22 protein-coding genes and 1 pseudogene are annotated in these 22,439 nt (G+C 64.4%); 7 read left to right on the top strand and 16 right to left on the bottom strand.

Annotation, left to right across the window (positions count from 1 at the left end; genetic code table 11):
- Positions 1-56: 56 nt before the first annotated feature.
- The 9 genes and pseudogenes from NKI47_RS02065 to NKI47_RS02025 all read right to left on the bottom strand — a co-directional run bounded on the left by NKI47_RS02065 (position 57) and on the right by NKI47_RS02025 (position 7,742).
- Positions 57-992: a phosphatidate cytidylyltransferase gene (locus tag NKI47_RS02065; protein ID WP_023675663.1), complete on the bottom strand. Its 936-nt coding sequence runs from the start codon at positions 990-992 to the stop codon at positions 57-59.
- A gap of 22 nt (positions 993-1,014) precedes the next feature.
- Positions 1,015-1,677: a lysophospholipid acyltransferase family protein gene (locus NKI47_RS02060; protein ID WP_031211476.1), complete on the bottom strand. Its 663-nt coding sequence runs from the start codon at positions 1,675-1,677 to the stop codon at positions 1,015-1,017.
- An 8-nt stretch (positions 1,678-1,685) separates the two neighbouring features.
- Positions 1,686-2,114 (bottom strand): hypothetical protein, encoded by a 429-nt coding sequence (locus tag NKI47_RS02055; protein WP_352587012.1) that lies wholly within the window; start codon positions 2,112-2,114, stop codon positions 1,686-1,688.
- Positions 2,111-3,454: a phosphatase PAP2/dual specificity phosphatase family protein gene (locus tag NKI47_RS02050; protein WP_352587009.1), complete on the bottom strand. Its 1,344-nt coding sequence runs from the start codon at positions 3,452-3,454 to the stop codon at positions 2,111-2,113. The genes NKI47_RS02055 and NKI47_RS02050 overlap by 4 nt, the downstream gene beginning before the upstream one ends.
- Positions 3,455-3,456: 2 nt before the next feature.
- A complete protein-coding gene (locus NKI47_RS02045) occupies positions 3,457-5,244 on the bottom strand; it encodes a bifunctional alpha/beta hydrolase/class I SAM-dependent methyltransferase (protein WP_023675667.1) in 1,788 nt (595 codons plus the stop codon).
- Positions 5,245-5,270: 26 nt separating this feature from the next.
- Complete coding sequence (locus tag NKI47_RS02040; RefSeq protein ID WP_023675668.1) at positions 5,271-5,873, bottom strand: CDP-alcohol phosphatidyltransferase family protein; 603 nt, start codon at positions 5,871-5,873, stop codon at positions 5,271-5,273.
- 106 nt (positions 5,874-5,979) lie between these two features.
- Positions 5,980-6,660: a hypothetical protein gene (locus tag NKI47_RS02035; RefSeq protein WP_031211478.1), complete on the bottom strand. Its 681-nt coding sequence runs from the start codon at positions 6,658-6,660 to the stop codon at positions 5,980-5,982.
- 64 nt (positions 6,661-6,724) lie between these two features.
- A pseudogene (locus NKI47_RS02030) lies at positions 6,725-7,245 on the bottom strand (Hsp20/alpha crystallin family protein).
- A gap of 29 nt (positions 7,246-7,274) precedes the next feature.
- Complete coding sequence (locus tag NKI47_RS02025) at positions 7,275-7,742, bottom strand: Hsp20 family protein (RefSeq protein WP_352587006.1); 468 nt, start codon at positions 7,740-7,742, stop codon at positions 7,275-7,277.
- Between the two features lie 345 nt (positions 7,743-8,087).
- Between NKI47_RS02025 and NKI47_RS02020 the strand changes: the two genes are divergently transcribed.
- Together NKI47_RS02020 and NKI47_RS02015 are read left to right on the top strand one after the other, a co-directional pair.
- Positions 8,088-8,300, top strand: a complete 213-nt coding sequence (locus tag NKI47_RS02020) for a hypothetical protein (RefSeq protein ID WP_245274651.1) — start codon at positions 8,088-8,090, stop codon at positions 8,298-8,300.
- Between the two features lie 138 nt (positions 8,301-8,438).
- A complete protein-coding gene (locus tag NKI47_RS02015) occupies positions 8,439-8,708 on the top strand; it encodes a DUF982 domain-containing protein (protein WP_352569186.1) in 270 nt (89 codons plus the stop codon).
- 111 nt (positions 8,709-8,819) lie between these two features.
- Here the strand turns inward: NKI47_RS02015 and NKI47_RS02010 are convergent, their stop codons facing one another.
- Complete coding sequence (locus tag NKI47_RS02010) at positions 8,820-9,089, bottom strand: usg protein (protein WP_023718102.1); 270 nt, start codon at positions 9,087-9,089, stop codon at positions 8,820-8,822.
- A 338-nt stretch (positions 9,090-9,427) separates the two neighbouring features.
- Here NKI47_RS02010 and NKI47_RS02005 point away from each other — a divergent pair, with 338 nt between their 5' ends.
- Both NKI47_RS02005 and groL read left to right on the top strand, forming a co-directional pair.
- A complete protein-coding gene (locus tag NKI47_RS02005) occupies positions 9,428-9,742 on the top strand; it encodes a co-chaperone GroES (RefSeq protein WP_352587003.1) in 315 nt (104 codons plus the stop codon).
- Positions 9,743-9,799: 57 nt separating this feature from the next.
- Positions 9,800-11,431 (top strand): chaperonin GroEL, encoded by a 1,632-nt coding sequence (gene groL, locus NKI47_RS02000; RefSeq protein ID WP_352587000.1) that lies wholly within the window; start codon positions 9,800-9,802, stop codon positions 11,429-11,431.
- Between the two features lie 376 nt (positions 11,432-11,807).
- On the opposite strand, the gene NKI47_RS01995 is transcribed toward groL, so the two are convergent.
- From NKI47_RS01995 to NKI47_RS01970, 6 genes are all read right to left on the bottom strand, one after another.
- Positions 11,808-12,305, bottom strand: a complete 498-nt coding sequence (locus NKI47_RS01995; protein WP_352571366.1) for a GNAT family N-acetyltransferase — start codon at positions 12,303-12,305, stop codon at positions 11,808-11,810.
- Between the two features lie 90 nt (positions 12,306-12,395).
- Complete coding sequence (locus tag NKI47_RS01990; RefSeq protein ID WP_352571365.1) at positions 12,396-12,764, bottom strand: endonuclease domain-containing protein; 369 nt, start codon at positions 12,762-12,764, stop codon at positions 12,396-12,398.
- A 241-nt stretch (positions 12,765-13,005) separates the two neighbouring features.
- Positions 13,006-14,022 (bottom strand): ABC transporter permease, encoded by a 1,017-nt coding sequence (locus NKI47_RS01985; RefSeq protein WP_352586997.1) that lies wholly within the window; start codon positions 14,020-14,022, stop codon positions 13,006-13,008.
- Entirely contained in the window at positions 14,019-15,587 is a 1,569-nt protein-coding gene (locus NKI47_RS01980) for a sugar ABC transporter ATP-binding protein (RefSeq protein ID WP_502898016.1), read from the bottom strand. Before NKI47_RS01980 ends, NKI47_RS01985 begins: the two co-directional genes overlap by 4 nt.
- A 222-nt stretch (positions 15,588-15,809) precedes the next feature.
- Positions 15,810-16,760 carry a substrate-binding domain-containing protein gene (locus NKI47_RS01975; RefSeq protein WP_023718110.1) on the bottom strand — a complete coding sequence of 317 codons (951 nt, stop codon included), beginning with the start codon at positions 16,758-16,760 and terminating at the stop codon, positions 15,810-15,812.
- A gap of 229 nt (positions 16,761-16,989) precedes the next feature.
- Entirely contained in the window at positions 16,990-17,997 is a 1,008-nt protein-coding gene (locus NKI47_RS01970; protein ID WP_352586991.1) for an aldo/keto reductase, read from the bottom strand.
- Between the two features lie 184 nt (positions 17,998-18,181).
- Between NKI47_RS01970 and NKI47_RS01965 the strand changes: the two genes are divergently transcribed.
- The 3 genes from NKI47_RS01965 to ku all read left to right on the top strand — a co-directional run bounded on the left by NKI47_RS01965 (position 18,182) and on the right by ku (position 22,406).
- The gene (locus NKI47_RS01965; protein ID WP_023675682.1) at positions 18,182-18,406 is read left to right on the top strand and encodes a hypothetical protein; all 225 of its coding nucleotides are present in this window, start codon (positions 18,182-18,184) and stop codon (positions 18,404-18,406) included.
- Between the two features lie 155 nt (positions 18,407-18,561).
- Positions 18,562-21,057 (top strand): DNA ligase D, encoded by a 2,496-nt coding sequence (ligD, locus tag NKI47_RS01960; protein ID WP_352586988.1) that lies wholly within the window; start codon positions 18,562-18,564, stop codon positions 21,055-21,057.
- Between the two features lie 437 nt (positions 21,058-21,494).
- Positions 21,495-22,406: a non-homologous end joining protein Ku gene (ku, locus tag NKI47_RS01955; protein ID WP_352586985.1), complete on the top strand. Its 912-nt coding sequence runs from the start codon at positions 21,495-21,497 to the stop codon at positions 22,404-22,406.
- Positions 22,407-22,439: the final 33 nt, after the last annotated feature.

The raw sequence follows: 22,439 nt of genomic DNA, 5'->3' as shown, positions 1-22,439 counted from the left end.
AGGTTATCTTCGCAAGGTCGCGCTGAACCGTCCGCCGCGGCAAACGGGGCCAACCTTCATACAGTCCAGAAATAGCGCACCGTATGGAAGAAGACCGGGGCGGCGAAGACCAGGCTGTCGGCACGGTCCATCATGCCGCCATGGCCTTCGATCAGATGGCCCCAGTCCTTGACGCCTTGATCGCGCTTGATGGCGGAGGCGACCAGCCCGCCAAGGAAGCCCATCAGGCAGGCGATGAAGGCGACGCCGGCTGCCTGCAGCGGCGAGAACGGCGTCAGGAACGACAGCAGCGCGCCGAGCAGGCTCGATGCCGCCAGCCCGCCGACCAGCCCCTCCCAAGTCTTCGACGGCGAGACCGTCGGCGCCAGGAGATGCCGGCCGAACAGCTTGCCGAAAATATATTGCAGCACGTCGCTGCCTTGCACGGTGATGATCAGGAAAGCGATCAGCAACAGGTTGCGGCCTTCGAAGCCTGGCACCTCGAGCGTCAGCAGCGCCGGCACGTGGCTGACGCAGTAGACCGAAATCATCACCGCCCATTGCTGCGCCGAGACGCGCTCGAGAAAGCGTTCGGTGTCGCCGTGCAGCGCGGTGATCGCCGGCATCAGCAGGAAGCAGTAGACCGGGATGAAGATGGTGAACAGGCCGTACCAGGCGGTCCACACCAACCAGTACTGGAACGGGATGACGATGCCGAACATGCCGAGCAGCACCCAGTGGTCGCTGCGGCGGCTGTGCGTCAGCGTCACGAATTCGCGCAACGCGGCGAACGAAATCAGCGCGAACAGGATGGTCATGCCGGGGCGGCCGAAGAAGAAGGCAACGGTGATCGCCACCACCATCACCCACCAGGCATTGATGCGCTGGGTGAGGTTGACCAGCGTCGGCGACAACGGCTTTGGCGCGCGCCATGACAAGACGCCGGCGACGACGCTGGCGCTGATCAGCACCGCCAGCAGGCCGACAATCAGAATGAGGGTTTCGTGCATCATCGGCAGCATTTTGCCTTGGTCCTCAATCGTCTCGCTGCGGCCGGGGGTTCAGCGCCAGCAGCGTTTCGCGGGCGCGGTCGAGAAAGGCGCGGCGTTCCTCACCCGGTTGAATGGCGATCGGCGCGCCGAAGACGACGCGGCAGAGCAGCGGCACCGGCACGAATTGCCCCTTGGGCAGCACCCGCGACATGTTCTCGATCCAGCACGGGATGAGTTCGACATCGGGCCGCGCCATCGACAGATTGTAGAGGCCGGAGCGGAACGGCAGCAGCGGTTCGTCGGTCATGTTGCGCGTGCCTTCGGGAAACAGGATCAGCGAATGGCCCTGGTCGAGCACCGACAGCATGATCGAGATCGGGTGCTGCGTTTCATCCGTCCACTGCCGGTGGATCAGCACGGAAGACAGCATGTCCTCGGCAATGAAACGGCGCAGCCGCGTCTTGCTCCAATAATCGGCGGCCGCCACCGCATGGGTACGGGCGCGCTCCTTCTCGCTGAGGCAGGCCGACAGCAGGATGAAATCGCCGTGGCTGGCATGGTTGGCGAAGTAGATGCGCTGCCGGTCCGATGGCTGGCTGCCGTTCCAGATCGGCCGCACTCCGGTGACCACCCAGGCCAGCGCCGACAGGCCGACCGAGGTCACCGTCTGCAGCAAGGTGTAGGTGCTGACGCGAAGCTTTGTCATGGACGGGCTCAAAAGAATGCCGCGACGACCGAGGCCGCCGCGAACAGGCTGAAGGCGATACGCTGCTTGGCGAGCAGACGGCGCGTGCCGGCCATCCGCTGGTCGAGCGAGCGGCCAGCGGCCGCCGTGGGTTTCAGCCGCATGCGCGCCAGCACGTCGTCGATCGCCGCACCACCGCCTGCCTCGCTGGCGTGGCTGGCCATCAGCCGGAACAGCAGCGCGTCGAACAAAAGCAGGGCCGAGAGAATAATTGTGGCTATGGCACCCGCGGCGGCGATCAGCCAGGCCGCCGCGGACAGCGACGATGTTTGCGGCGCAGCCGCCAGGCCGATGACCGGCGCCGCCAGCAAGGCAGCAGCAATCAACAGCAGCGGCCACGCAACCTGCACCATCAGTCCGGCGGCGAACGTCTCGGCCTTGTCTCGAAAGGCGGTCATGTCGGCGCGTCCATGCCAAGATGCACAGGCCGGCCGGCAGCGGCGAGCTGGCCTCGCGCCTGATCCGGCGTGGCGGCCCGGCCGCTGGCGACCAGCCATTCGGCGACGACGGCGGCGCTGCGCTGGAAGCCGAGCGCACAGCAGACCAGCACCGTGCCCTTGCTCTGCGCCGTCTCGATCGCCGCCACCGCTTGCGCACGCGCCTCGCGAGACGGCGGCAAAAGGTCGACCATGGGCAGGCTCAACCAGCGGATCGAGGCGCCGCGCGGCCTTTCCAATTCGCCGGCAAGGTCGATCACCGTGCCGAAGGCGTCGGCCTCGGCGGCGGTCGGAAAACGGCCAAGGGAAACACCGTCGGCAATGACGATCTGCGCCGGAAGCTTTCGCGTCCATGCCCACACATTGACCTTGGCGGCAACCCGGTAGGGCCACAGCAGAAGACGGCTGGCCAGCGACACGCGGCCATCGGCTGTTTTCTGGAACACCTTGGCGCCGGCGCCGGCATAGGCGAAAGCGACTATGGCCAGCGCCAGTGCCGGCCACAACAGGATGAGCCACAGCGCCGAGACCAATGCGCCGGCAGCGGCGCCGGCCAGCGCAAGGCTTGCGCCGAGCGCATAGAACAGCGCCAGAAGCCGCGCCTTCGGATCAGTGCTCAGGCGGAAGCCGGCGAACGGCAGCTCGCCGTCGCGCGAAAACAGCCACAGCGCGAAAAGGCCGAGCAGCGCGCCGGTCGGAATGTCGATGAAATGGTGCTGCCACGTCGTCAGCACCGAGGCGCCGATCAGGAAACACCAGACATGCCAGGCGACGCCGGCGATGCCGGTCAATCGGTGACGCCAATGGTCCCAGATGATGACCAGCAGCGCAATATGCAGCGACGGCGCCTGGTTGAAGGGTTTGTCGAAGCCGCCGAGCACGGCGAACATGAAGCCGGGCAGGCCGCTCGTCTGCGGGCGCACGAACGTCGCAGTCAGCGGGAACAGGATGAAGCAGGCGACGGCGACGATCTGTGCCGTCAGATAGCGGCCGGCAAGGCGGTCGACGCCGCTCTTCGAACTGTTCAACAGCAACGACAAGCCATAGAACAGGTTGATCGACCAGTAGGGCACGATCGTCCAGGCAAGGAACGCGACGCCATGCTCCCAGCCGAACACGATGCTGCCGAGGTCGTCGCGCCGCGACGCCAGCCAGTTGGCGAAGCCGTAGGTGGCGTAGAAGAACGGCGCCAGAAATGCCAGCCACAGCGCGGCGCGCAGGACTATCCCGGGATACGGCTCGTGCGGCAAGGCCGGAAGGGCAGGGGCATCGCGAGGTAAGGCAGAGGCAGGCAAGTCCATGTTCAGACGCGCCGCGCGACCGAAACGGTGAAGATGCCCCACTGGTCGATGCGCTGGTCGAGCTTCTCGAAGCCGGCGGCCGCCACCAACTGGTCCATCTCGGTCTGCGTGCGGCGGCGCATCACCCAGGCCTGGCCGCCGCGGTGCGAGGTCAGGCTGCGCGCGATCATCTCGAGCTGCGGATGCCAAGGCTGGTTGGTGTAGACGAGCAGGCTTCCGGGCTGCATGGCGCTGGCCAGTCCACCGAGCGAGCGGGCGATCATGGCATTGTCGGAAAACAATTCGTAGAGCCCCGAGACGATGGCGAGATCCGGCGCCGGGTCGAGCCCGGCCAGCATCGTGGCGTCGAAGGCGTCACCTTGATGGAAAGTGACGCTCGCCGGCAGCTTGCGCTCGGCGATCAGCTTGCGGCCGAGCGAGACGTTGAGCTCGGAGAAATCCTGCAGCCGCACGCTTGCCGGCGGCGCGGCGCCTTTCTGCACGGCATCGAGCACATAGCGGCCATGGCCGGCGGCGATATCGACGATATGGACCGGCCGGCCGGCGGCCTTGAGCGAGGCGGCGGCGCTGCCGATCAGCTCTTCCAGATGCAGCTTGCGCTGGCGGATGCCGCGCCAGCCGATGGCATCGAGAAAGGTGCGGTCGATCATGCGGCCAATGGGGCTGATGCCGCGCGCCTCGTTCTCATAGACATAGTCGAGCGTCGAGCCGGAATCGAAGCCGGTGGCAATCCCCGTCTTCATGCCGGACGACAGCCAGGCGCCCATGCGGATCGAAGCGCGGCTGATTGTCCAGTAGAGCCCCCTGGGAGACAGCAGCGGCAGCGGCGAGGCCAGCCGGTCGGCCTCGTCGCGTGTGTAGCCGGCACGGTCGGCCTCGGTCAGGTCGACCGGCTTTTCCGGCGCTGTGAACTGCCTTTCGAGGAAAGGCCTGATCAGGTCGAGTGCCTTGTGGCGGTCGCGCTCGCCCAGCGTGTCGTGAAAGAAGCCGGGCAAAATATGCCGCTCCTTGGCCGGGCTCGCCAGATTGACGAAAAACTCGTGCTGCGGTCCATGGCGCACCACCCAGTCGCTGCCGGAGATCAGAAGCTGTGTCGGCACGGTGATGGCGCGGGCGTCGGCGACGATGCGCGCGGCATGGTCGTAGAGCTCGACCAGGATGTTGGAGGCGATCGGCCGGGTGATCAGCGGGTCGGCGTCGAAGGAGGCGATGCGCTCGGGGTCATGCGTCAGGAATTTCGCCTTGACGTAGGAATTGACGAAGAAGCGGCCCTTCAGCTTCTGCCACAACGCAATGCCTTGCTTCGCGAAGGGCACGTAGAGCTTGACCGAGAAGGCCGGCGAGGCCAGCACCAGGGCGCGAATGTCGGGCGCGTAATCGTGCACCCAGGCGGCGGCAAGCACGGCGCCGAAGGATTGCGCGATCAGCGCGATGTCGCGCCGGGCAAAGCCGTCGCTGCCAATCTCGCGCACGAAACAATCGATGTCGCGCACCAGCGTCGCAAACGACGGCGCATAGCCGCGTTCGCCGGCGGAGCGGCCATTGCCGCGCGCATCCCAGGCATAGAACGCGTGGTCGGGCATCTCAAGCTCGTCGACCAGATGCGCCATGCGGCCGCCATGCTCGTGGCCGCGATGGAACAGCAGGATGGCACCCTTGCGGTGTTCCGACAGCGCCGGCCAACAGCGGTAAAAGATCTCGGTGCCGTCATGGCTCTTGAAGCTGCGCTCCTGCGCCACCCGCTCGATGTTGGCTGAAGCCACTGCCGCAACCGTCTGTTGGTGAAGCATGTTGTTCTCCCTGGCGAGACCGGAATTCAGCTGCCGCTCCCGTTAAGGCCGCTGTGTATCCGGTTGATGGCGGTCGCCAGCGAGAGTGTAGCCATGGCCGGAAACACGAGCGGCGTGAGCGCCGGGACCCACAGGCCGGACGCGATAAGCACGGCGAGGATGCCGAGCGCCAGCGCCCGGTCGCTTTTGCCGAACGGGCCGGCATAGTTGCGCCCGGTTCCTGCGGCGATGCCGAGCACGCCGGCGAACTCCGTGATCATAGCCGCGATCGCAAATGCAACGACGCCCCAGGCAGGAAAAATGACGGCAAAGGCCAGGATCAAAGCGAGATCGGAGACAACATCGCAGAGCTCGTTGAGATACATGCCGAGCTTCGAGGCCTGGCCATGTTCCCTCGCGAGCATACCGTCGATCGCATTCAGCGCCATTCGCGTAAACAGCACGAGCGGCATCAGCAGAAAGACCACGCGGTGGCCGGCAAGGGCTGCCACCACAAGGCCGGTGGCGAGCGAGAGGGCCGCGGCCAGCAACGTGATCTGGTTGGCGGTGATGCCGGCTCTGGCCAGTCCGTCGGCAAGCGGCCGCAACCTGGCCTGGAAGGCCGGTTTCAGCGCATAAAGCGTTGGCATATGCGAACCCCCCGGCCGCGGTGCAAATTGATGTTGGCGAGGATGGTCAATTGGCGCGCAAGACGCAAGGGCGGCGCCCACTACTTTCCGCAAACTTGCCGGACGGCTATGTCCTCGCTTTGACCGTGTCGCCCGGGAACAGTGCGGGCAAACTTTGTTCGGCCGCCGCCCAGGCGCGACTATGGTAACGCCGCAGGATGAGAATGCATGCGGCGAAGACCAGCAGCCCGCAAATCACGCCGGGCGTCATGCCCCCGCCGAAAGCAGACTTTACAACGATGCCGGTGAAGACGCCGGCAATGGCGCCATTGATCGTGCCCACCATCCCCGCGGTGGTCATGAAATATTGCAGCGGCGAGGGTCTGAGGCCCTTGTCGACCAGCACCGCCGAGGGGTCGTCATGCGTGGAATTGACAAGGTATTTTTGCAGCACGGGCGCCAGCTCGACGAAATAGTGGCGGATCCGGGCCATGCCGCGGGCATGCACCATGTCCTCGATGGCAACCTGCACAGCGCGTACGAAGGTGACCAGGCCGATGAAGAACAGGCAAGGCAGCAAGATCAGGCTGAACAGGATGAACGGCCTGCCCATCTCCGTGACCTGCGCGACGAAGGACAAGGCAATCGTTGCGCTCGAGACCGAGGTCAGGAACAGATCGGCTCGCTGGTTCGCTTCCTGAATGGTCGCGGCGCGAGCGTTTTGCAGCACGAAATGCTCGGTCGTCAGGCACTGCAGGGCGTGCTGCGCCTGGTCAGGCGGAACCGGAGCGTCGGGAGAACGGGTCATCGACATTTGCCCGCTTCTGCCCGCCGGAACCGGCAGGCAGAAGGGGGCGTCGTCCTGCGAGCTGTCAGGTCTTGCCGTCGCCGCCGCTGATGGCGATACGCTTGGCCTTTGCCTGGGCGCGCTCCGTCTTGGGCAGCGTCACGCTGAGCACACCGTTCCGGAACGCGGCGTTCACCTTGTTTTCGTCGACTTCGTAGCCGAGCGGGATACGCCGCTCGAAACGGCCATAGAAGCGTTCGGAGAACTGCCTGTCCTTGTCCTCGGTCTCTTCGCGCTTCTCGCCGCGCAGCGTCAGCACGCCGTCATCGAGCAGCAGCTCGACATCTTTCGCGTCCATGCCGGGGATCTCGGCGGTGACGCGGATCTCCTTTTCGCCATCGGCGATGTCGATACTGGGCCAGCTGGCGCTGGCCGCGGAGAGGCCACCGAGCGACGGCAGCCGCGTGTCGAAGCCGCGGAACGCCTCGTCGAACAGGCGGTTCATTTCGCGATGCAGCGTCAGGAAGGGATCGCGATCGGCGTCACGGAACAGGCTGGGGCCTGATTGTTCTCCCGGCCCCAGGGAATGAGATCACGAATAGCCATTGCATAGTCTCCTTTCTCGACTGGTGCATTCAGGCAGCCTGCTCGACCTGCGCGACCTTCGGCCCGGTCTTCGGCGAGGCGACATCGGTCGCGATGGCGATGCGCCGAGGCTTCATCTCCTCGGGCACCTCACGTACCAGATCGATGCTGAGCAGGCCGTTGTCGAGCGAGGCGCCTGCGACCTTGACGTGATCGGCAAGCTCGAAACGGCGGGTAAAGGGCCGTGTGGCGAGGCCATGATGCAGATACTCCGCGTTGTCCGGCTCCTTGTGCTGGCCGGAGACAATCAGGAGGTTGGGTTCATGGGTGATTTCGAGGTCGTCCTCGGAAAACCCGGCTACGGCGATAGTGATGGGGTAGTTGTTCTCGCCGCTGCGCGCGATGTCATAGGGCGGCCAGGCGTCGAAAGCCTGCGGCGCATTTTCCAGCAGGTTGAAGACGCGGTCGAAGCCGATGCTCGACCGATAGAGCGGGGAAAAGTCGAATGCGGTTCTCATAGCTACATCCTCCATCGAGCAACATAGATACGAGGAGCGCCAAAGAGCTGGCGCTCCCTGGCTTCGCCGGCCCCATTTCGGCGACCGGTGCCTTCGATCTGGTTATTGTCCGCCGCAAGTCAAGACCCGGTGGCTTTCGCTTTGCCGGTTTTTCGGGCCGGTTTTCGGTCGGCTCGGCGAGGCTGCCAATCCCCCTTTTTGCGGCGAGATGTCCGGCAGGAGATTGCCTGTTTGGTTTCAATCGCCAACGCTGACTTCCCCGGCCGGTTATTGTCAGCAGCAGGTCAAGACCCAGATTTCTTGTGTTGCCGGGCCCGTTCCCGGCACTCGCAGATGGAGCTGACCATGACACGCGACGAGATCATTTCTGTGCTGGGCCCGGTCGACGAAGCCGTGATCGCCGACATTGCGGCGACGGACGGGACGGTCCAGGAATTGCGCGAGGCCCTGGCCTGGATCGCCGCCGACGAGGCGTTGGTGAACGAGGGCCGACCGCTGCCGACGGCAAGAGTAGCGACGCTGATCGAACTGCTGCAAGGGCCCGACGAGGAGGAATAACCGGCTGTTGCCGCGATGCTCTTGAACCGCGCAGAGAGACGAACCATGTCCTTCAGCGGCGCCGGCCGGCCGCCGGTGCCTGCCAGCATAACGTTGCTTGCTCAAACAAGAAGACGATCAGAAAACAAGGAGGAAGTGATGGACGACGTCCGCTTTGCCGAGCCAATCACGTTGAAATTCCAATCCAGCGAGCGCAAGGTCGCCAGCAGTTGGGAAGCTATCGAATGCATGCGCCAGCAGTGGCCGGACCGTGCACGCGGCCGGAGTTGGCGCGCCGCCTATCGGACCTGCCGCGACGCGCTCGACGGCTGGCGCACCGCGCGTGATGCGCGCAAGGCCTTCGTCAGGGCGGCGCGCAAGGCTGGATTGCTCGCATCGGCCCGCAAGCCTGTCGACCACGCCGGCTAGCCCGGACCCCTCCGACATTGTGAGACCCAAAACAAGTGGGGGAGAGTTAGCTACCTCTCTCCCCCGCTTCGGAGACTTTGTCCGCTGTCTAGCGGCTGATCGGGTTGCTCCTCAGTGGACGGTAATAATGCCGTTTACGGCCCGCCATTCGGAGGGCTGGATCAGGTGATGATGGGCGACGCGCACCGAATGCAGCGGGCCTTCGATCTCGCGCTCCCAGAAATCGAGGAAATGCTTCAGCGTCGGGAAATCAGGGGCGATATCGTATTCCTGCCAGATATAGAGCTGAAGCAGGCTTCGATGGTCGGGCAGACGGTAGTGGATCTCCGCCGTGGTGAGGCCAAACCCTTGCATCTGGAGCTGAAAGTCCCTGCTGGTCATGCAATCCTTCCTTTCCCAATGAACCTCGGTCTGCAAAACGCCTCGCCTTCCACATAGGTTCCAGCCGCCGCAAGCGGCTCAGGAGACGGACAGATTTGGAAATCCGGCCGGGTCATCGCGCCGGAAACGGCGAATGTGCGAACAATTACAGCGTATTGGCACTCTCAGGCGTCGAGTGCTAAAATTTTTGCATTATCCTCTTGAAAGCTGAAAAAAGCGCGACTAGTTCGTATGCGCGCGATGCCTGATGAAGGGGTCGCGCACCCCGTGCCGGGCCGATATTGCCGGTCCGGTCAGGAGGATGTTCGAAAATCTGTTTGTCCCGAGAGGAGAACGACATGGCGTTCCGTCCATTGCATGACCGCATCCTAGTCCGCCGCATCGAGGTCGACGAAAAGACAGCGGGCGGCATCATCATCCCCGACACCGCCAAGGAGAAGCCGCAGGAGGGCGAGGTCATTGCCGCCGGCCCCGGCGCGCGCGACGACAGCGGCCAGTTGCAGCCGCTCGACGTCAAGGTCGGCGACCGCATTTTGTTCGGCAAATGGTCCGGCACCGAGATCAAACTCAATGGCGAGGATCTGCTCATCATGAAAGAGAGCGACGTGCTGGGCGTGATCGAAGCCACGGGCGAAATGAGGAAGGCTGCCTGAGCGGGGCCTGAACAAGCATTCCAGTCAACGAAAAGCTGCCTATCGAGGAGTGTTCCAATGGCTGCCAAAGATGTGAAATTTCATACCGAAGCCCGCGAGAAGATGTTGCGCGGCGTCGATATCCTTGCCAATGCGGTGAAGGTGACGCTCGGTCCCAAGGGCCGCAACGTTGTCTTGGACAAATCGTTCGGCGCGCCGCGCATCACCAAGGACGGCGTGACGGTGGCGAAAGAGATCGAGCTTGAGGACAAGTTCGAGAACATGGGCGCGCAGATGGTGCGCGAGGTCGCCTCGAAGACCAGCGATACCGCCGGCGACGGCACCACGACCGCGACGATTCTTGCTCAGGCCATCGTCAGGGAAGGGGCCAAGGCCGTCGCTGCCGGCATGAACCCGATGGACCTGAAACGCGGCATCGACAAGGCGGTCGACGCCGTCGTCGCCGACCTGAAATCCAATGCCCGCAAGGTGACCAGGAACGACGAAATCGCCCAGGTCGGCGCCGTCTCTGCCAATGGCGATGCCGAGATCGGCCGCTTCCTCGCCGAGGCGATGGAAAGGGTTGGCAATGAGGGCGTCATCACTGTCGAAGAAGCCAAGACCGCCGAGACCGAGTTGGAAGTGGTCGAAGGCATGCAATTCGACCGTGGCTATCTCTCGCCTTATTTCATCACCAACCAGGACAAGATGCGCGTCGAACTCGAAGAACCCTATGTGCTGATCCACGAGAAGAAGCTCTCCAACCTCCAGGCCATGCTTCCCGTGCTCGAAGCCGCCGTGCAATCCGGCAAGCCGCTGCTGATCATTGCCGAGGACGTCGAAGGCGAGGCGCTGGCGACGCTTGTCGTCAACAAGCTGCGCGGTGGCCTGAAGGTTGCAGCTGTCAAGGCGCCGGGTTTTGGTGACCGCCGCAAGGCCATGCTCGAAGACATTGCCATCCTGACCGGCGGCACGGCGATCTCGGAAGACCTCGGCATCAAGCTCGAGAACGTCACACTGGAGATGCTCGGCCGCGCCAAGAAGGTGCTGATCGAGAAGGAAAACACCACCATCGTCGACGGCGCCGGCCGCAAGGATGAAATCCAGGCGCGCGTCAGCCAGATCAAGGCGCAGGTCGAGGAAACCACCTCCGACTACGACCGCGAGAAGCTGCAGGAGCGGTTGGCCAAGCTCGCAGGCGGTGTCGCCGTCATCCGTGTCGGCGGCTCGACCGAAATCGAGGTCAAGGAGCGCAAGGATCGCGTCGACGATGCAATGCACGCCACACGCGCGGCGGTCGAGGAAGGTATCGTGCCCGGCGGTGGCGTGGCGCTGCTGAGGGCGGCGAAGGCGCTCGACAATATCGAGGTCGACAATCCGGACCAGAAGACCGGCGTCGAGATCGTGCGTCGCGCGATCGAGGCCCCGGTGCGCCAGATCGCCGAAAATGCCGGCGCCGAAGGTTCGATCATCGTCGGCAAGCTGCGCGAGACGGCCGATTTCGGCTATGGCTGGAACGCGCAGACCAACGAGTTCGGCGACCTCTACAGTCAAGGCGTCATCGACCCGGCCAAGGTCGTACGCACTGCCCTGCAGGGTGCCGCCTCTGTTGCCGGCCTGCTGGTGACGACCGAGGCGATGGTGGCCGAGAAGCCGAAGAAGGAAACGCCCATGCCTCCGATGCCCGGCGGTGGCGGCATGGACTTCTAAGGCCAGGCTTCCAAAGCGCGACTTCGAAACGGCAGATGGACCGTGTCCGCCTTCGTCGCCCTCGCCCGCCGCAACGACCTGCTTGCGCCGCAGACGAGCGGGATGGTTGCCGGCGAGAGCGTTGCTGGCGCGACGGTTGCCGACTGGGCAACGCGCGCACAGCGCGTTAACGCCGGTCTGAGCGGTCGGAGAAGTCGCCAATCTCCCCCTTGAGGGAGAGATGTCGCCGAAGGCGACAGAGAGGGTCGGTACGTCCTGGCGCGACGCCCTGTGGGACGAAAGAGAAGGTTGGCGCTTCACGCGAGGCGCCCCCCTCTGTCCTGCCGGACATCTCCCCCTCAAGGGGGGAGATTACGCGCTCAGCCGCTTTCGCTTGCTAAGCCCGTGGTAGCAGCCGGCGCATGATCAGCGAGGCGTGGCCGCCCACGCCGTGTGCAGCCGGCCGGCGCTCGACGACCTCGAAGCCGTGCTTGCGATAGAAGGCGATTGCGCGGTCGTTGCCCTCGATCACTTCCAGGGCGATGCTGGGAATACCCGCATGCGCGGCAAGAACGGCATGCAGCAGGTCGGCGGCAAGGCCGGTGCCGTACTCGCTTTTGTCTATATGGAGCCGCTCGAGCATGACCTCGCCTTTGTCGTCCATCGCGGCCATCGCATAACCGGCGAGCGAGCCGTCAGCCCGCTCGGCGACGAAGGACATCTTGCTGTCGTCCCTGAGCTCGGCCGCCAGCCGCTCCGGCGCGTGCCTCTCATCCGACAGCCGCGCCGTGGTCTCGGCACCCAGGATCGGCGAATAGGTGTAGCGCCAGGACCCTCCAAGCAGCCGCGACACCGCCGGAACGTCCTGTTCGGTCATGGTTCTTATCTGGGTCATTGGCACCTCGCCTCAGAAACCTGCCCCTTTTGAGCGGAGATGTCCGGCAAGACAGAGAGGTGCTGTCCCGCCGACCCTGCACGGCTGAGTTCAGCGCACATCCGCGCCGGCCACCATGACTATGTGCTGGCAGACATTATCGATATCGCGAATGACGTCGTCGTTCCAGAACCGCAGGATAGTCCAGTCCAGCGCTTCAAGCCGTGCGCTTCTGGTAGCGTCCCATATTGAGGCATCGGCCCGGGCATGCTGGGAGCCATCCAGTTCGACAATCAGCTTTTTGTCCGGGCAGGCAAAATCGACAATATGGCCTGCAATTGGCATCTGCCGCCGAAATGCCAGCCCCATGAGTCGATGCGCCCGGACCTCATTCCAGAGCTTCAGCTCGGCAGCCGTCATGGCCTTGCGCATCTTGCGCGCATTGCCGCGGTTACGGGGAGGTACGGGATAGTGATTCACTACTTCTATTCCTCAGCGCGAAACTTGCCCATCTTCTCTATGCTGCGCTTGAACACCCCCTCTGTCCTGCCGGACATCTCCCCCTCAAGGGGGGAGATTGGCAGCTTCGCCGAAAGTTCTCCCTTCTTTAGAGATTGGCGAAAGCTGGAGCGACGTCCAATCTCCCCCCTTGAGGGGGAGATGTCCGGCAGGACAGAGGGGGGGTGCTGGCCCGCCGACCTGGATAGGTATGGCACCTGTATCACCGCCTCACCCGCGATTTCAGCCAGCGATCGAAGGCCACCGCGAGGATGAGGATCAGGCCGATGACGATGCTTTGCGTGTAGGACGACACGTTGTTGAACTGCAGCCCGTTCTGCAAGACGCCGATCAGTCCTGCACCGACCACCGTGCCGCCGACGCTGCCGATGCCGCCGAACAGCGAGGTGCCGCCGATAACGACCGCCGAGATCACCGTCAACTCGTAGCCGATGCCGGCGACGGCTTCGGAGGAGTTGAGCCGCGCCGACAAAACGAAGGCGGCAAGGCCGGCGAAGAAGCCGACGATGATGTAGACCGAGATCAGGATGCGGTCGACACGCAGGCCGGAGAGCCGTGCCGCCTCGGCATTGCCGCCGACGGCATAGACCGCGCGGCCGTAACGTGTGTAGCGCAGCACGATATGGCAAAGGATCGCGGCAATCGCGAAGATGATCGCCGGCACCGGCACCGGGCCGATCAGGCCGGTACCGAACCAGCGCATCGAGGCGTCGAAGCCGGAGATCGGGCCGCCATTGGAAATCGTCAAGGTCAGGCCGCGAAACACGGTGAGGCCGCCGAGCGTGACGACGAAGGGCGGCACTTTCAGCCTGGTGATGGCAAAACCCTGGACGCCGCCGGCCATGGCGCCGACGACGACGGCGGCGAGAAGGGCGGCGAACCAGCCGTAGCCTTGCGTGCCAGACGTCGACAGCGACAGTGTGTTGGCGGTGCCGCCTTTGGCCACCACCGCCGCGACCATGCCGCAGAAGGCGAGCAGCGAGCCGACCGACAGATCGATACCGGCCGTCAGGATGACGAAGGTCATGCCGAGCGCGATCAGCCCGGTGATCGAGATCTGGCGCATGATGTTGAACAGGTTGATCGGGTCGATGAAGCTCGGCTTCAGCACGGTGAAGACGACAATCAGCAACGCCAGGAACATCAGCGGGCCGAAGCTCATCAGCAGGCGCGCAATATTGACGCCGCGGCGCTGGCTCCGTTCGGTCGTGCTGGTCATTGCGTTGCTTCCTGCTTCTGGTCGAGCGCCATCAGTTCCATCAGTTTCTCCTCGGTCGCCTCGATGCCAGGCATCTCGCCGGTGATGCGCCCGCGCCGCATGGTGACGATCCTGTCCGACACCGCAAGCACTTCGGGCAGCTCGGACGAGATCATCATGATGGCGATGCCGCGCGCCGCGAGCTCTACCAGGATCTGGTGCACCTCCGCCTTGGCGCCGACATCGACACCACGCGTCGGTTCATCGACGATCAGCACCTTGGGATCGCGTGCCAGCCAGCGGGCAAGGATGACCTTCTGCTGGTTGCCACCGGACAGTCCCTCGATCGCCTGCTCGGGCGAGGCCATGCGGATCGACAGCGTCTTCCTATAGTTCGCCAGCGCCTCGCGCTCTCGCCGCTCGGCCATGAAGCCGACATTGGAGTAGCGGTCGAGCGCGGCGATCGAGAAATTGGTGAGGATGGCGAGTGCTGCGAAGATTGCCTGGTGCTTGCGGTCTTCCGGAACCAGCCCGATGCCGAGCTCGATGGCGTCGGCGGGTGAGGCGGGCGCGATCGGCTTGCCGTCGAGCATGATGGTGCCGGCGGCAATGCGGTCGGCGCCGAAGATGGCGCGGGCGAGCTCGGTGCGGCCGGAGCCGACGAGCCCGGCGACGCCGAGGATTTCGCCCGCCTTGAGGTCGAGATCGACGCCTTCGAGCACGATGGCGTGCGGCGCCTGCGGATCGCGCACCGTGCGCAGGCCGCGCACCGAGAGCCGGACGTCGCCGGCGACGTCGCGCTGCGTCGGCCTGGCATAGAGCTCGGAAGCGGCGCGGCCGACCATCTTCTCGATGATCTTCGGCAGTTTGATCGGCCCGCCTTCGCGGTCGAGATGGCCGGCCAGCCTGCCGTCGCGCAGCACCGTCATGCGGTCGCAGATCGCCGAGGCCTCCTCCAGCCGGTGGGTGACGAACATGATGGCGACGCCATCCTTGCGCAGCCGGTCCATGATCGACATCAGCCTGTGCACTTCGGTTTCGGTCAGCGCCGAGGTCGGCTCGTCCATGATGATGAGCCGGCTCTTCAGCGATAGCGCGCGGGCGATCTCGACCAGCTGCTGCTCGGCCACCGACAGCGCCGACACCGGCGTCGCCGGGTCGAGGTCGAGGCCGACGCGAGCGATGATCGCGCGCGAATCTTCCTCCATCTTCCGCCAACTGACCAGCCCGAACCGGCCGAGCGGTGCGCGGCCGATGAAGATATTCTCCGCCACCGTCAGCGTCGGGATCAGGCTCAGTTCCTGATAGATTGTTACGATGCCGTGGCGCTTGGCATCCTGCGGATTGTGCGGGCTGAATTCGACCCCATCGAAGACGATGCGGCCGCTGGACGGCGGCATCACGCCGGACAGGATCTTGAGCAGCGTCGATTTGCCGGCGCCGTTCTCGCCGAGCAGGCCGAGGATCTCGCCGAGGCGGACTTCGAGCGAAACGTCGTTCAGCGCGGTGACGCCGGCAAAGCGCTTGGTCACGCCCTCGACGGTGAGCAGGGCGGGAGAGGGCGCGATGGCGGCTGCCTTGGGCAAAGTTTGCTCCTCGATCATTCGGTTGTCACGCAAGGCTGGCGGGGCAGCGCCCCCTCTGGCCTGCCGGCCATCTCCCCCTCAAGTGGGGAGATTGGCAGCTTCATTGGCTTCGCCTCTTCTGCAAGATCGAAAACTAGCGAAAGCCGACGTGACATCCAATCTCCCCCCTTGAGGGGGAGATGGCCGGCAGGCCAAAGGGGGGTGCTGTCCCGTCGGCTTCGCCTACTTCGTCTCGCCCAGCCTCTCCGCCTTGTCGAGATTGTCCTTGCCGATGACGATCGGCGTCAAAAGCACCAACTTTTCCTTTGGCTCGGTCTTGTCCCTGGCGTAGGCGACCGCGATCTGCACGGCGGTGCGCGATTGTTCGCCGGGGAATTGCTCGACCGTGCCGGCCAGTTTGCCGTCGCGCACGGCGACCAGCGCTTCGGGAAGCGCGTCGAAGCCATAGATTTTGACGTCGGTGAAGTTGCGCGCCGCGCAGGCTTCAACCGCGCCAAGCGCCATGTCGTCGTTGGCGCAGATGATCGCGTCGGGCTTGCCGTTGGCGGCAAGGCCGGCCTCGGTGACGGACAGCGCCTCGGCGCGGGCGAAGTTGGCGGTCTGCTCGAAGATGATCTGGTACTTGTCCTTCATCGGATCGAGGACGTTGTGCACACCCTTGTTACGGTCGATCGCCGGGCCGGCGCCGGGCTGACCCTGCAGATGGAAGATCTTGGCGCCGTTCGGGAACGCCGCCACCATGGCCTGTGCTTCGGCCTCGCCGCCCTTGACATTGTCGGCGCCGACATGGGCGAGGATGCCTTCGACGCCTTCGACGCGGCGGTCGATGGTGACGACGGGAACGCCGGCCTTGACCGCTTCCTCGATGGCTGGGGCCAGCGCGTTGACGTCGAGCGGCGAGATGACGATGGCGTTGACCTTCTGCACCAGCGCCGCTTCGATATCGGCGGTCTGCTTGGGCGCCGAGTTCTGGCCGTCGCTTTCGACCAGGTTGACGCCCTGCGCCTGGGCTTCCGCCTTGATCTGGTTCAGCATGTGCACGAAGAACGGAAAGCCGAGGCTCGGCACCGAACCAAGGATGGTCAGCTTGTCCTGGGCAAAAGCCAGTTGCGGAGCGGCCAGCGCCAAAGCGCCCATCGCCGCGGTCGACAGCAGGAATTCACGTCTGTTGATCAATTTAGTCTCCTCCCAGATGAGCGCACGACCCCGAAACCGGAATGGGTTTTCCGGAAGGTTCCTTGCGTCGATTCAAAAATGGAGTGTCCTTCGAGCGCCCAACTCGTGTTTGAAGGGACGCAACGGCGCTCCAGCCGGTCCACCGCGACGTTCTCCTCCGCTCGGTGCCTGCCGGCGGATGCTAGCCAAGGCCGGAGCTTTGCGCAAGAACGGGAGCAGGCAAGACCTACCGATCGATCATCACCATGGTGCGCTCGCCGTAGCGCGGCCCGGCGACCTTTCCCGGCGCCAGCGCGTCGTCCAGCACTTGCATCTCGGCTGGGTCCAGCCTGATCGAAGCCGCGGCGACGTTCTCCTCGAGGTATTTTCTGCGCTTGGTGCCGGGGATCGGCACGATGTCGATGCCGAAGCCGCTCCCCTTGTGGAGCAGCCAGGCCAGCGCGATCTGGCCTGGCTTGACGCGCCTGGCCGCGGCGATGTCGAGTACCGTGGCCGCCGCCCGCCTGTTGGCATCATAGTTGGCGCCCTGGTAGCGCGGGTCGCCGCGCCGGTAATCGCCCTCCGGATAATCTTCGGCGCGCCTGACGTCGCCGGTGAGAAAGCCGCGGCCGAGCGGCGAGAACGGCACCAGGCCGATGCCGAGCTCCTTCAGCAGCGGAATGATTTCCGGTTCCAGATTGCGCTCCCATAGCGAGTATTCGCTCTGCACTGCCGACACCGGATGCACGGCATGCGCCCGGCGGATGTTGCCGGCACCGGCTTCCGACAGGCCGAAGAAGCGGACCTTGCCCTGAGCGATCAGCTCGCCGACAGCGCCCGCCATATCCTCGATCGGCACCGCCGGATCGACGCGGTGCTGATAGAGGAGGTCGACGTGGTCGGTGGCGAGCCTCCTCAGCGAACCTTCCAAAGCCTCGCGGATATGTTCGGGCCGGCTGTCGCGCTCGGTGCCGACTTGCTTGCCGTTTTCGATGCGGAAGCCGAACTTCGTCGCGATCGTCACTTCATCGCGCCGGCCCTTCAGTGCGCGGCCGAGCAGTTCCTCGTTGGTGAACGGCCCGTAGACTTCCGCGGTGTCGAGGAAGGTGCAGCCGAGTTCGATGGCGCGGTGCAGCGTGGCGGTCGATTCCGCCTCGTCGGCCGGGCCATAGGACTGGCTCATGCCCATGCAGCCGAGACCGATTGCCGAGACTTGCAGCCCCTGGCTGCCGAGTTTGCGCATCGTCAATGTCATGTGAAGCTCTCCGGATCAGCATCGCGTTCCAAGCCGCCAGGGCAATATAGCGCACCGGCTCGGTTTCCACAGAGCGGGAGGCGCCACCGCGCGAGGGCTCACTACGGCCGCCAAATTGACAGCCGAGCCGCTCTCGGCCATCCTTAAGGCACGCCGCCTTGCGGCTTGTGCGTGAGTAACCAGCATGGCCAGTTCCGTCGCCAGTCAGAAATCCAAGCGCGCCGCGGTGCGGAACGCGCTCGACCGCCACAAGGTGTACATCACTGCGCAGCGTTTTTCGGCCGGCAGCTACAGCGCGCGCGTGCTGGTCGACGGCGAGGCCTATTGGGTCGACGAATTCCGGCTCAGCCAGCTGCAGCAGGGCCTGTCGCCGGCCGAGCTCGAATTGACGCCGGCCACCGACGATTGAGCGGCGTGACCTGCCATCCTTCGTCATCCCAGGGCGGAGCAGGAGCTAAGCGACGTCGCGGAGACCCTGGTATCCATGCCGTGACATTGGAGCGCCGCTGCGATGGGATTTTGATGCCGCGCTCGTTGCTTTTGCCCACCACCCGCGCCTAGTCCATGCCAGCTCCTTCGAAGCTCAAGCCTTATCGCGCCAAGCGCGAGTTCACGAGGACGCCGGAACCAGCCGGCGGTCTGGTTGCCGGTGAGGGCAATCGTTTCGTTGTCCACAAGCATCACGCCACCGCCGATCACTACGATCTGCGCCTGCAGGTCGGCGACGTGCTGAAGAGCTGGGCGGTGCCGCGCGGCCCGTCGCTCAACCCCGCCGACAAACGGCTGGCGGTCGAGACCGAGGACCATCCGCTCGAGTATATCGACTTCGAAGGTGTCATTCCCGAAGGCGAATATGGCGGCGGGCCGATGATCGTCTGGGACACCGGCGTCTGGGCGCCGATGGACGATGTCGAGAAGGGCCTGCGCACCGGTTCCTTCAAGTTCCGCCTCGCCGGCGAAAAGCTCAATGGCGGCTGGATGCTGACGCGGCTGAAACCGAAGCCCGGCGAGGATGAGGGCAAGAAGAACTGGCTGCTGTTCAAGGAGCGCGATCTGGCCGCCGACGCCAAGCTCGACATACTGGAAGCCCGCCCGGAAAGCGTCAAATCCGGACGCCGCATCGAGGAGCTGGTGGCAACGCCGAAGCCGGCCGCCAAACCTGCCAGGCCGGTGGTGCTGAAACCCGGCGCTTTGCCGGGCGCCGTCAAGGCGCCGCCGCCTTCCCGGATCGAGCCGCAGCTGACTACGCAGGTTCCGAAGCCGCCGGGCGGCGATGACCCAGCGGCCCGAACGGGCGAAGTCTGGCTGCACGAGATCAAATTCGATGGCTACCGCACCATGGCGCATCTCGCTAACGGCGCAGTCAGGCTGATCACCCGCGCCGGCCTCGACTGGACGAAGCGCTATGGCGACCTTCCGCTTGCCTTCGCCAGGCTGCCGTGCCGCGAGGCGATCATCGACGGCGAGGTCGTCGCGCTCGACGCCAAGGGCATCAGCCGCTTTGCCCTTTTGCAGGATGCGCTGGCCGAAGGCGCCGGCAACAAGCTCCACTTCTATGCCTTCGACCTTCTCTATCTCGACGGCTGGGACCTGAGGCAAGTGCCGCTCCGCCGGCGCAAGACGCTGCTTTCGCAGCTGCTGTCCGGTCTCGGCGCCAACTCCGCCATCCAGTACAGCGATCACGCCGAGGGCGACGGCCAGGCGCTTTATGACCAGGCATCGGAAATGGGGCTGGAGGGCGTCGTCTCGAAACGTGCTACGGCAATCTACCAGAGCGGCCGTACCAAGACCTGGACCAAGACCAAGGCGCTTCAGACCGGCGACTTCGTTATCGCCGGCTACACTGTCTCCGACGCGGCCGAGGGGCTGGCCGCACTCGGCCTCGGCGAATTCGAGGATGGCGAATTGCACTATCGCGGCAAGGTCGGCACCGGCTTCGATGCCGCCACCGCCACCGAGTTGCTGGCCCGGCTGGAGCCTTTGCGCGCCGGGGCGTCCGCGCCCGAAGGGGTTCCCCGCGAAATCATGCGCGAGATGAACTGGGTGCGGCCGCTGCTTTCGGCGCATATCCACTACGCCAACCGGACCACCGACAATGCGCTGCGCCATGCCGTGTTCCGCGGCCTGCGCGACGTCGGCCTGTCGACGCCGGTTTCGGCCAAGCGCAAGCGGCTGATCGCCGAGGCCGACCTCGCCACCATCTGGGTGACCAACCCGACGCGGCGGCTGTTCGGCAAGACCGGCCCGACCAAGCTCGACATTGCCGTCTATTATGCGCTGGTCGGCGATTTCATGCTGCCGCACATTCTCGGCCGGCCGGTGTCGCTGGTGCGCTGCCCGACCGGCAGGCCGCAGGACTGTTTCTTCCAGCGCCACGCCTTCACCGGCATGCCGTCCTCTGTGGCGACTTTCGAAGCGACCAATTCGGAGGGCGAGACCAAATCCTATCTCTCGGTGGAAGACGCCAAGGGCTATCTGGCGCTGGCGCAGTTCGGTGTCGTCGAGTTCCACACCTGGGGCACCCATCGCACGCGGCTCGACAAGCCGGACCTGATCGTTTTCGACCTCGACCCGGGCGAGGGGATCGCCTGGCGCGAGGTGGTTGAGGCGGCGGTGCACATTAAGGGCGAGCTGGAAGCGCTAGGGCTGGTGCCGTTCGCCAAGACGTCCGGCGGCCACGGCATCCACATATCAGTGCCGGTGACGCAAAAGCAGAACTGGAAGAAATTGCACCAGGCGACCAGCGCCATCTCGACGCATCTTGCCGCCACCGCGCCCGACACTTTCACCACCACCATGGGCAAGGATAACCGCAAGCGGCGCATCTTCATCGATTATCACCGCAATGCGCGCGGCCACACTTCTGCGGCTCCCTATTCGCTGCGCGCCCGCACCAATTTGCCGGCCTCGACGCCGGTGAGCTGGAGTGATCTGGAATCCATCGACGCTCCGCAGGATCTGAATTATTCGTCGCTGCCGGGCCTGCTGGCGACGTCGGGCGATCCCTGGGCCGACATGGAAGATTTCGCCAGGGATTTGCCGGCGTTTTCGAACAAGTAAACGCAACGGCGCGAAATGACATCCGTCGCGATCCTTCGCGCCCCCCTCTGTCCTGCCGGACATCTCCCCCACAAGGAGGGAGATTGGACGTCGCCTCGGCTTTCGCAAATCGCCAACGTCGCAGGATTGAGCGGAGCGCTGAAGCTGCCGATCTCCCCCCAAGTGGGGGAGATGTCCGGTAGGACAGAGGGGGGCGCTGTCCCGCCGGCATCTGCACCCTGCGAGCCGCCCCATCTAGACTCCATCGACGCTCCAGAAAATTTGAATTATTCTTCCCGCCGGGTCCCACCGCCGACCCCTCAGCCGAGATGGAAGATTTCGCTAGGGATTTGCCGGTATTGTAAGGGGCAATGTAGGATTTCGGCAGTCCCGTTCGTCCTCCGGACGAATGAACGCTGCGAACAGTTCGACAGCACAAGGCCGCGTAGGAGTATTTCATGGCGCCCAGGGCAAGTTGGAAAGGTTACCTCAAGCTCAGTCTGGTCAGCTGTCCGGTCCGGCTCTATCCGGCGACCAGCGCCAGCGAGCGCATCAGCTTCAACCAGCTGCACAAGAAGACGCACAACCGCATCAACATGAAGCCGGTCGACCCCGAACTCGGGCTGGTCGAGCGTTCAGACCTGGTCAAGGGCTACGAATACGAGGACAAGCAGTACATCATCATCGAGGACTCCGATCTCGATGCGGTACGCATCGAATCCAATCATACGATGAACATAGAGGCCTTTGTCGACGAGCATTCGGTCGACGTCATCTATCAGGACGCGCCCTATTACCTGGCGCCGGACGGCGCAATGGCCGAGGAGACCTTCGCCGTGCTGCGCGAAGCCATGCGCAAATCCGGCAAGCTGGCGATCGCCCGCCTGGTGCTGTCCAGCCGCGAGCGCGTGGTGACGATCGGCGCGCGCGAGAACGGCATGTTCGTCTGCACCTTGAGGAATCCGAACGAAGTGCGTGCCACGGCTGAGTATTTCGGCAATATCCCGGCCGGAAACCCCGATCCCGAAATGCTGCAATTGGCCGAGGCGCTGATCAAGCAGAAGGAAACCACCTTCGATCCGAAGAATTACGAGGACCGCTACGAGATCGCGCTGATGGCGATGATCCGCGAGAAGCTGAAGGGCCATAAGCCGATCATCGCGGCGGCCCCCGAGCGCGGCAATGTCATCAATCTCATGGATGCGCTGAAGGCCAGCCTGTCCCAATCGGCCAAGCCGCCGGCCAAGTCCAAGAGCAAGGCCGATGAGGCGACGAAACCGGCAGCCAAAGCAAAGTCCGCCAAGGGCGGCGCCAAGGAAAACCCGCTCAAGGCCAATCTGCTGCAGGCCGTCGGTAAGAGCAAAGGGTGACGGCGCCCACTGGCACGATCTTCGGCACTATCG

The sequence above is a fragment of the Mesorhizobium sp. M0633 genome, assembly GCF_040320645.1.
In the GTDB taxonomy this organism is placed as follows: Bacteria; Pseudomonadota; Alphaproteobacteria; order Rhizobiales; family Rhizobiaceae; genus Mesorhizobium.
The sequence above is the reverse complement of the archived record's forward strand: the minus strand, read 5'-3'. Positions and strand labels throughout refer to the sequence as shown.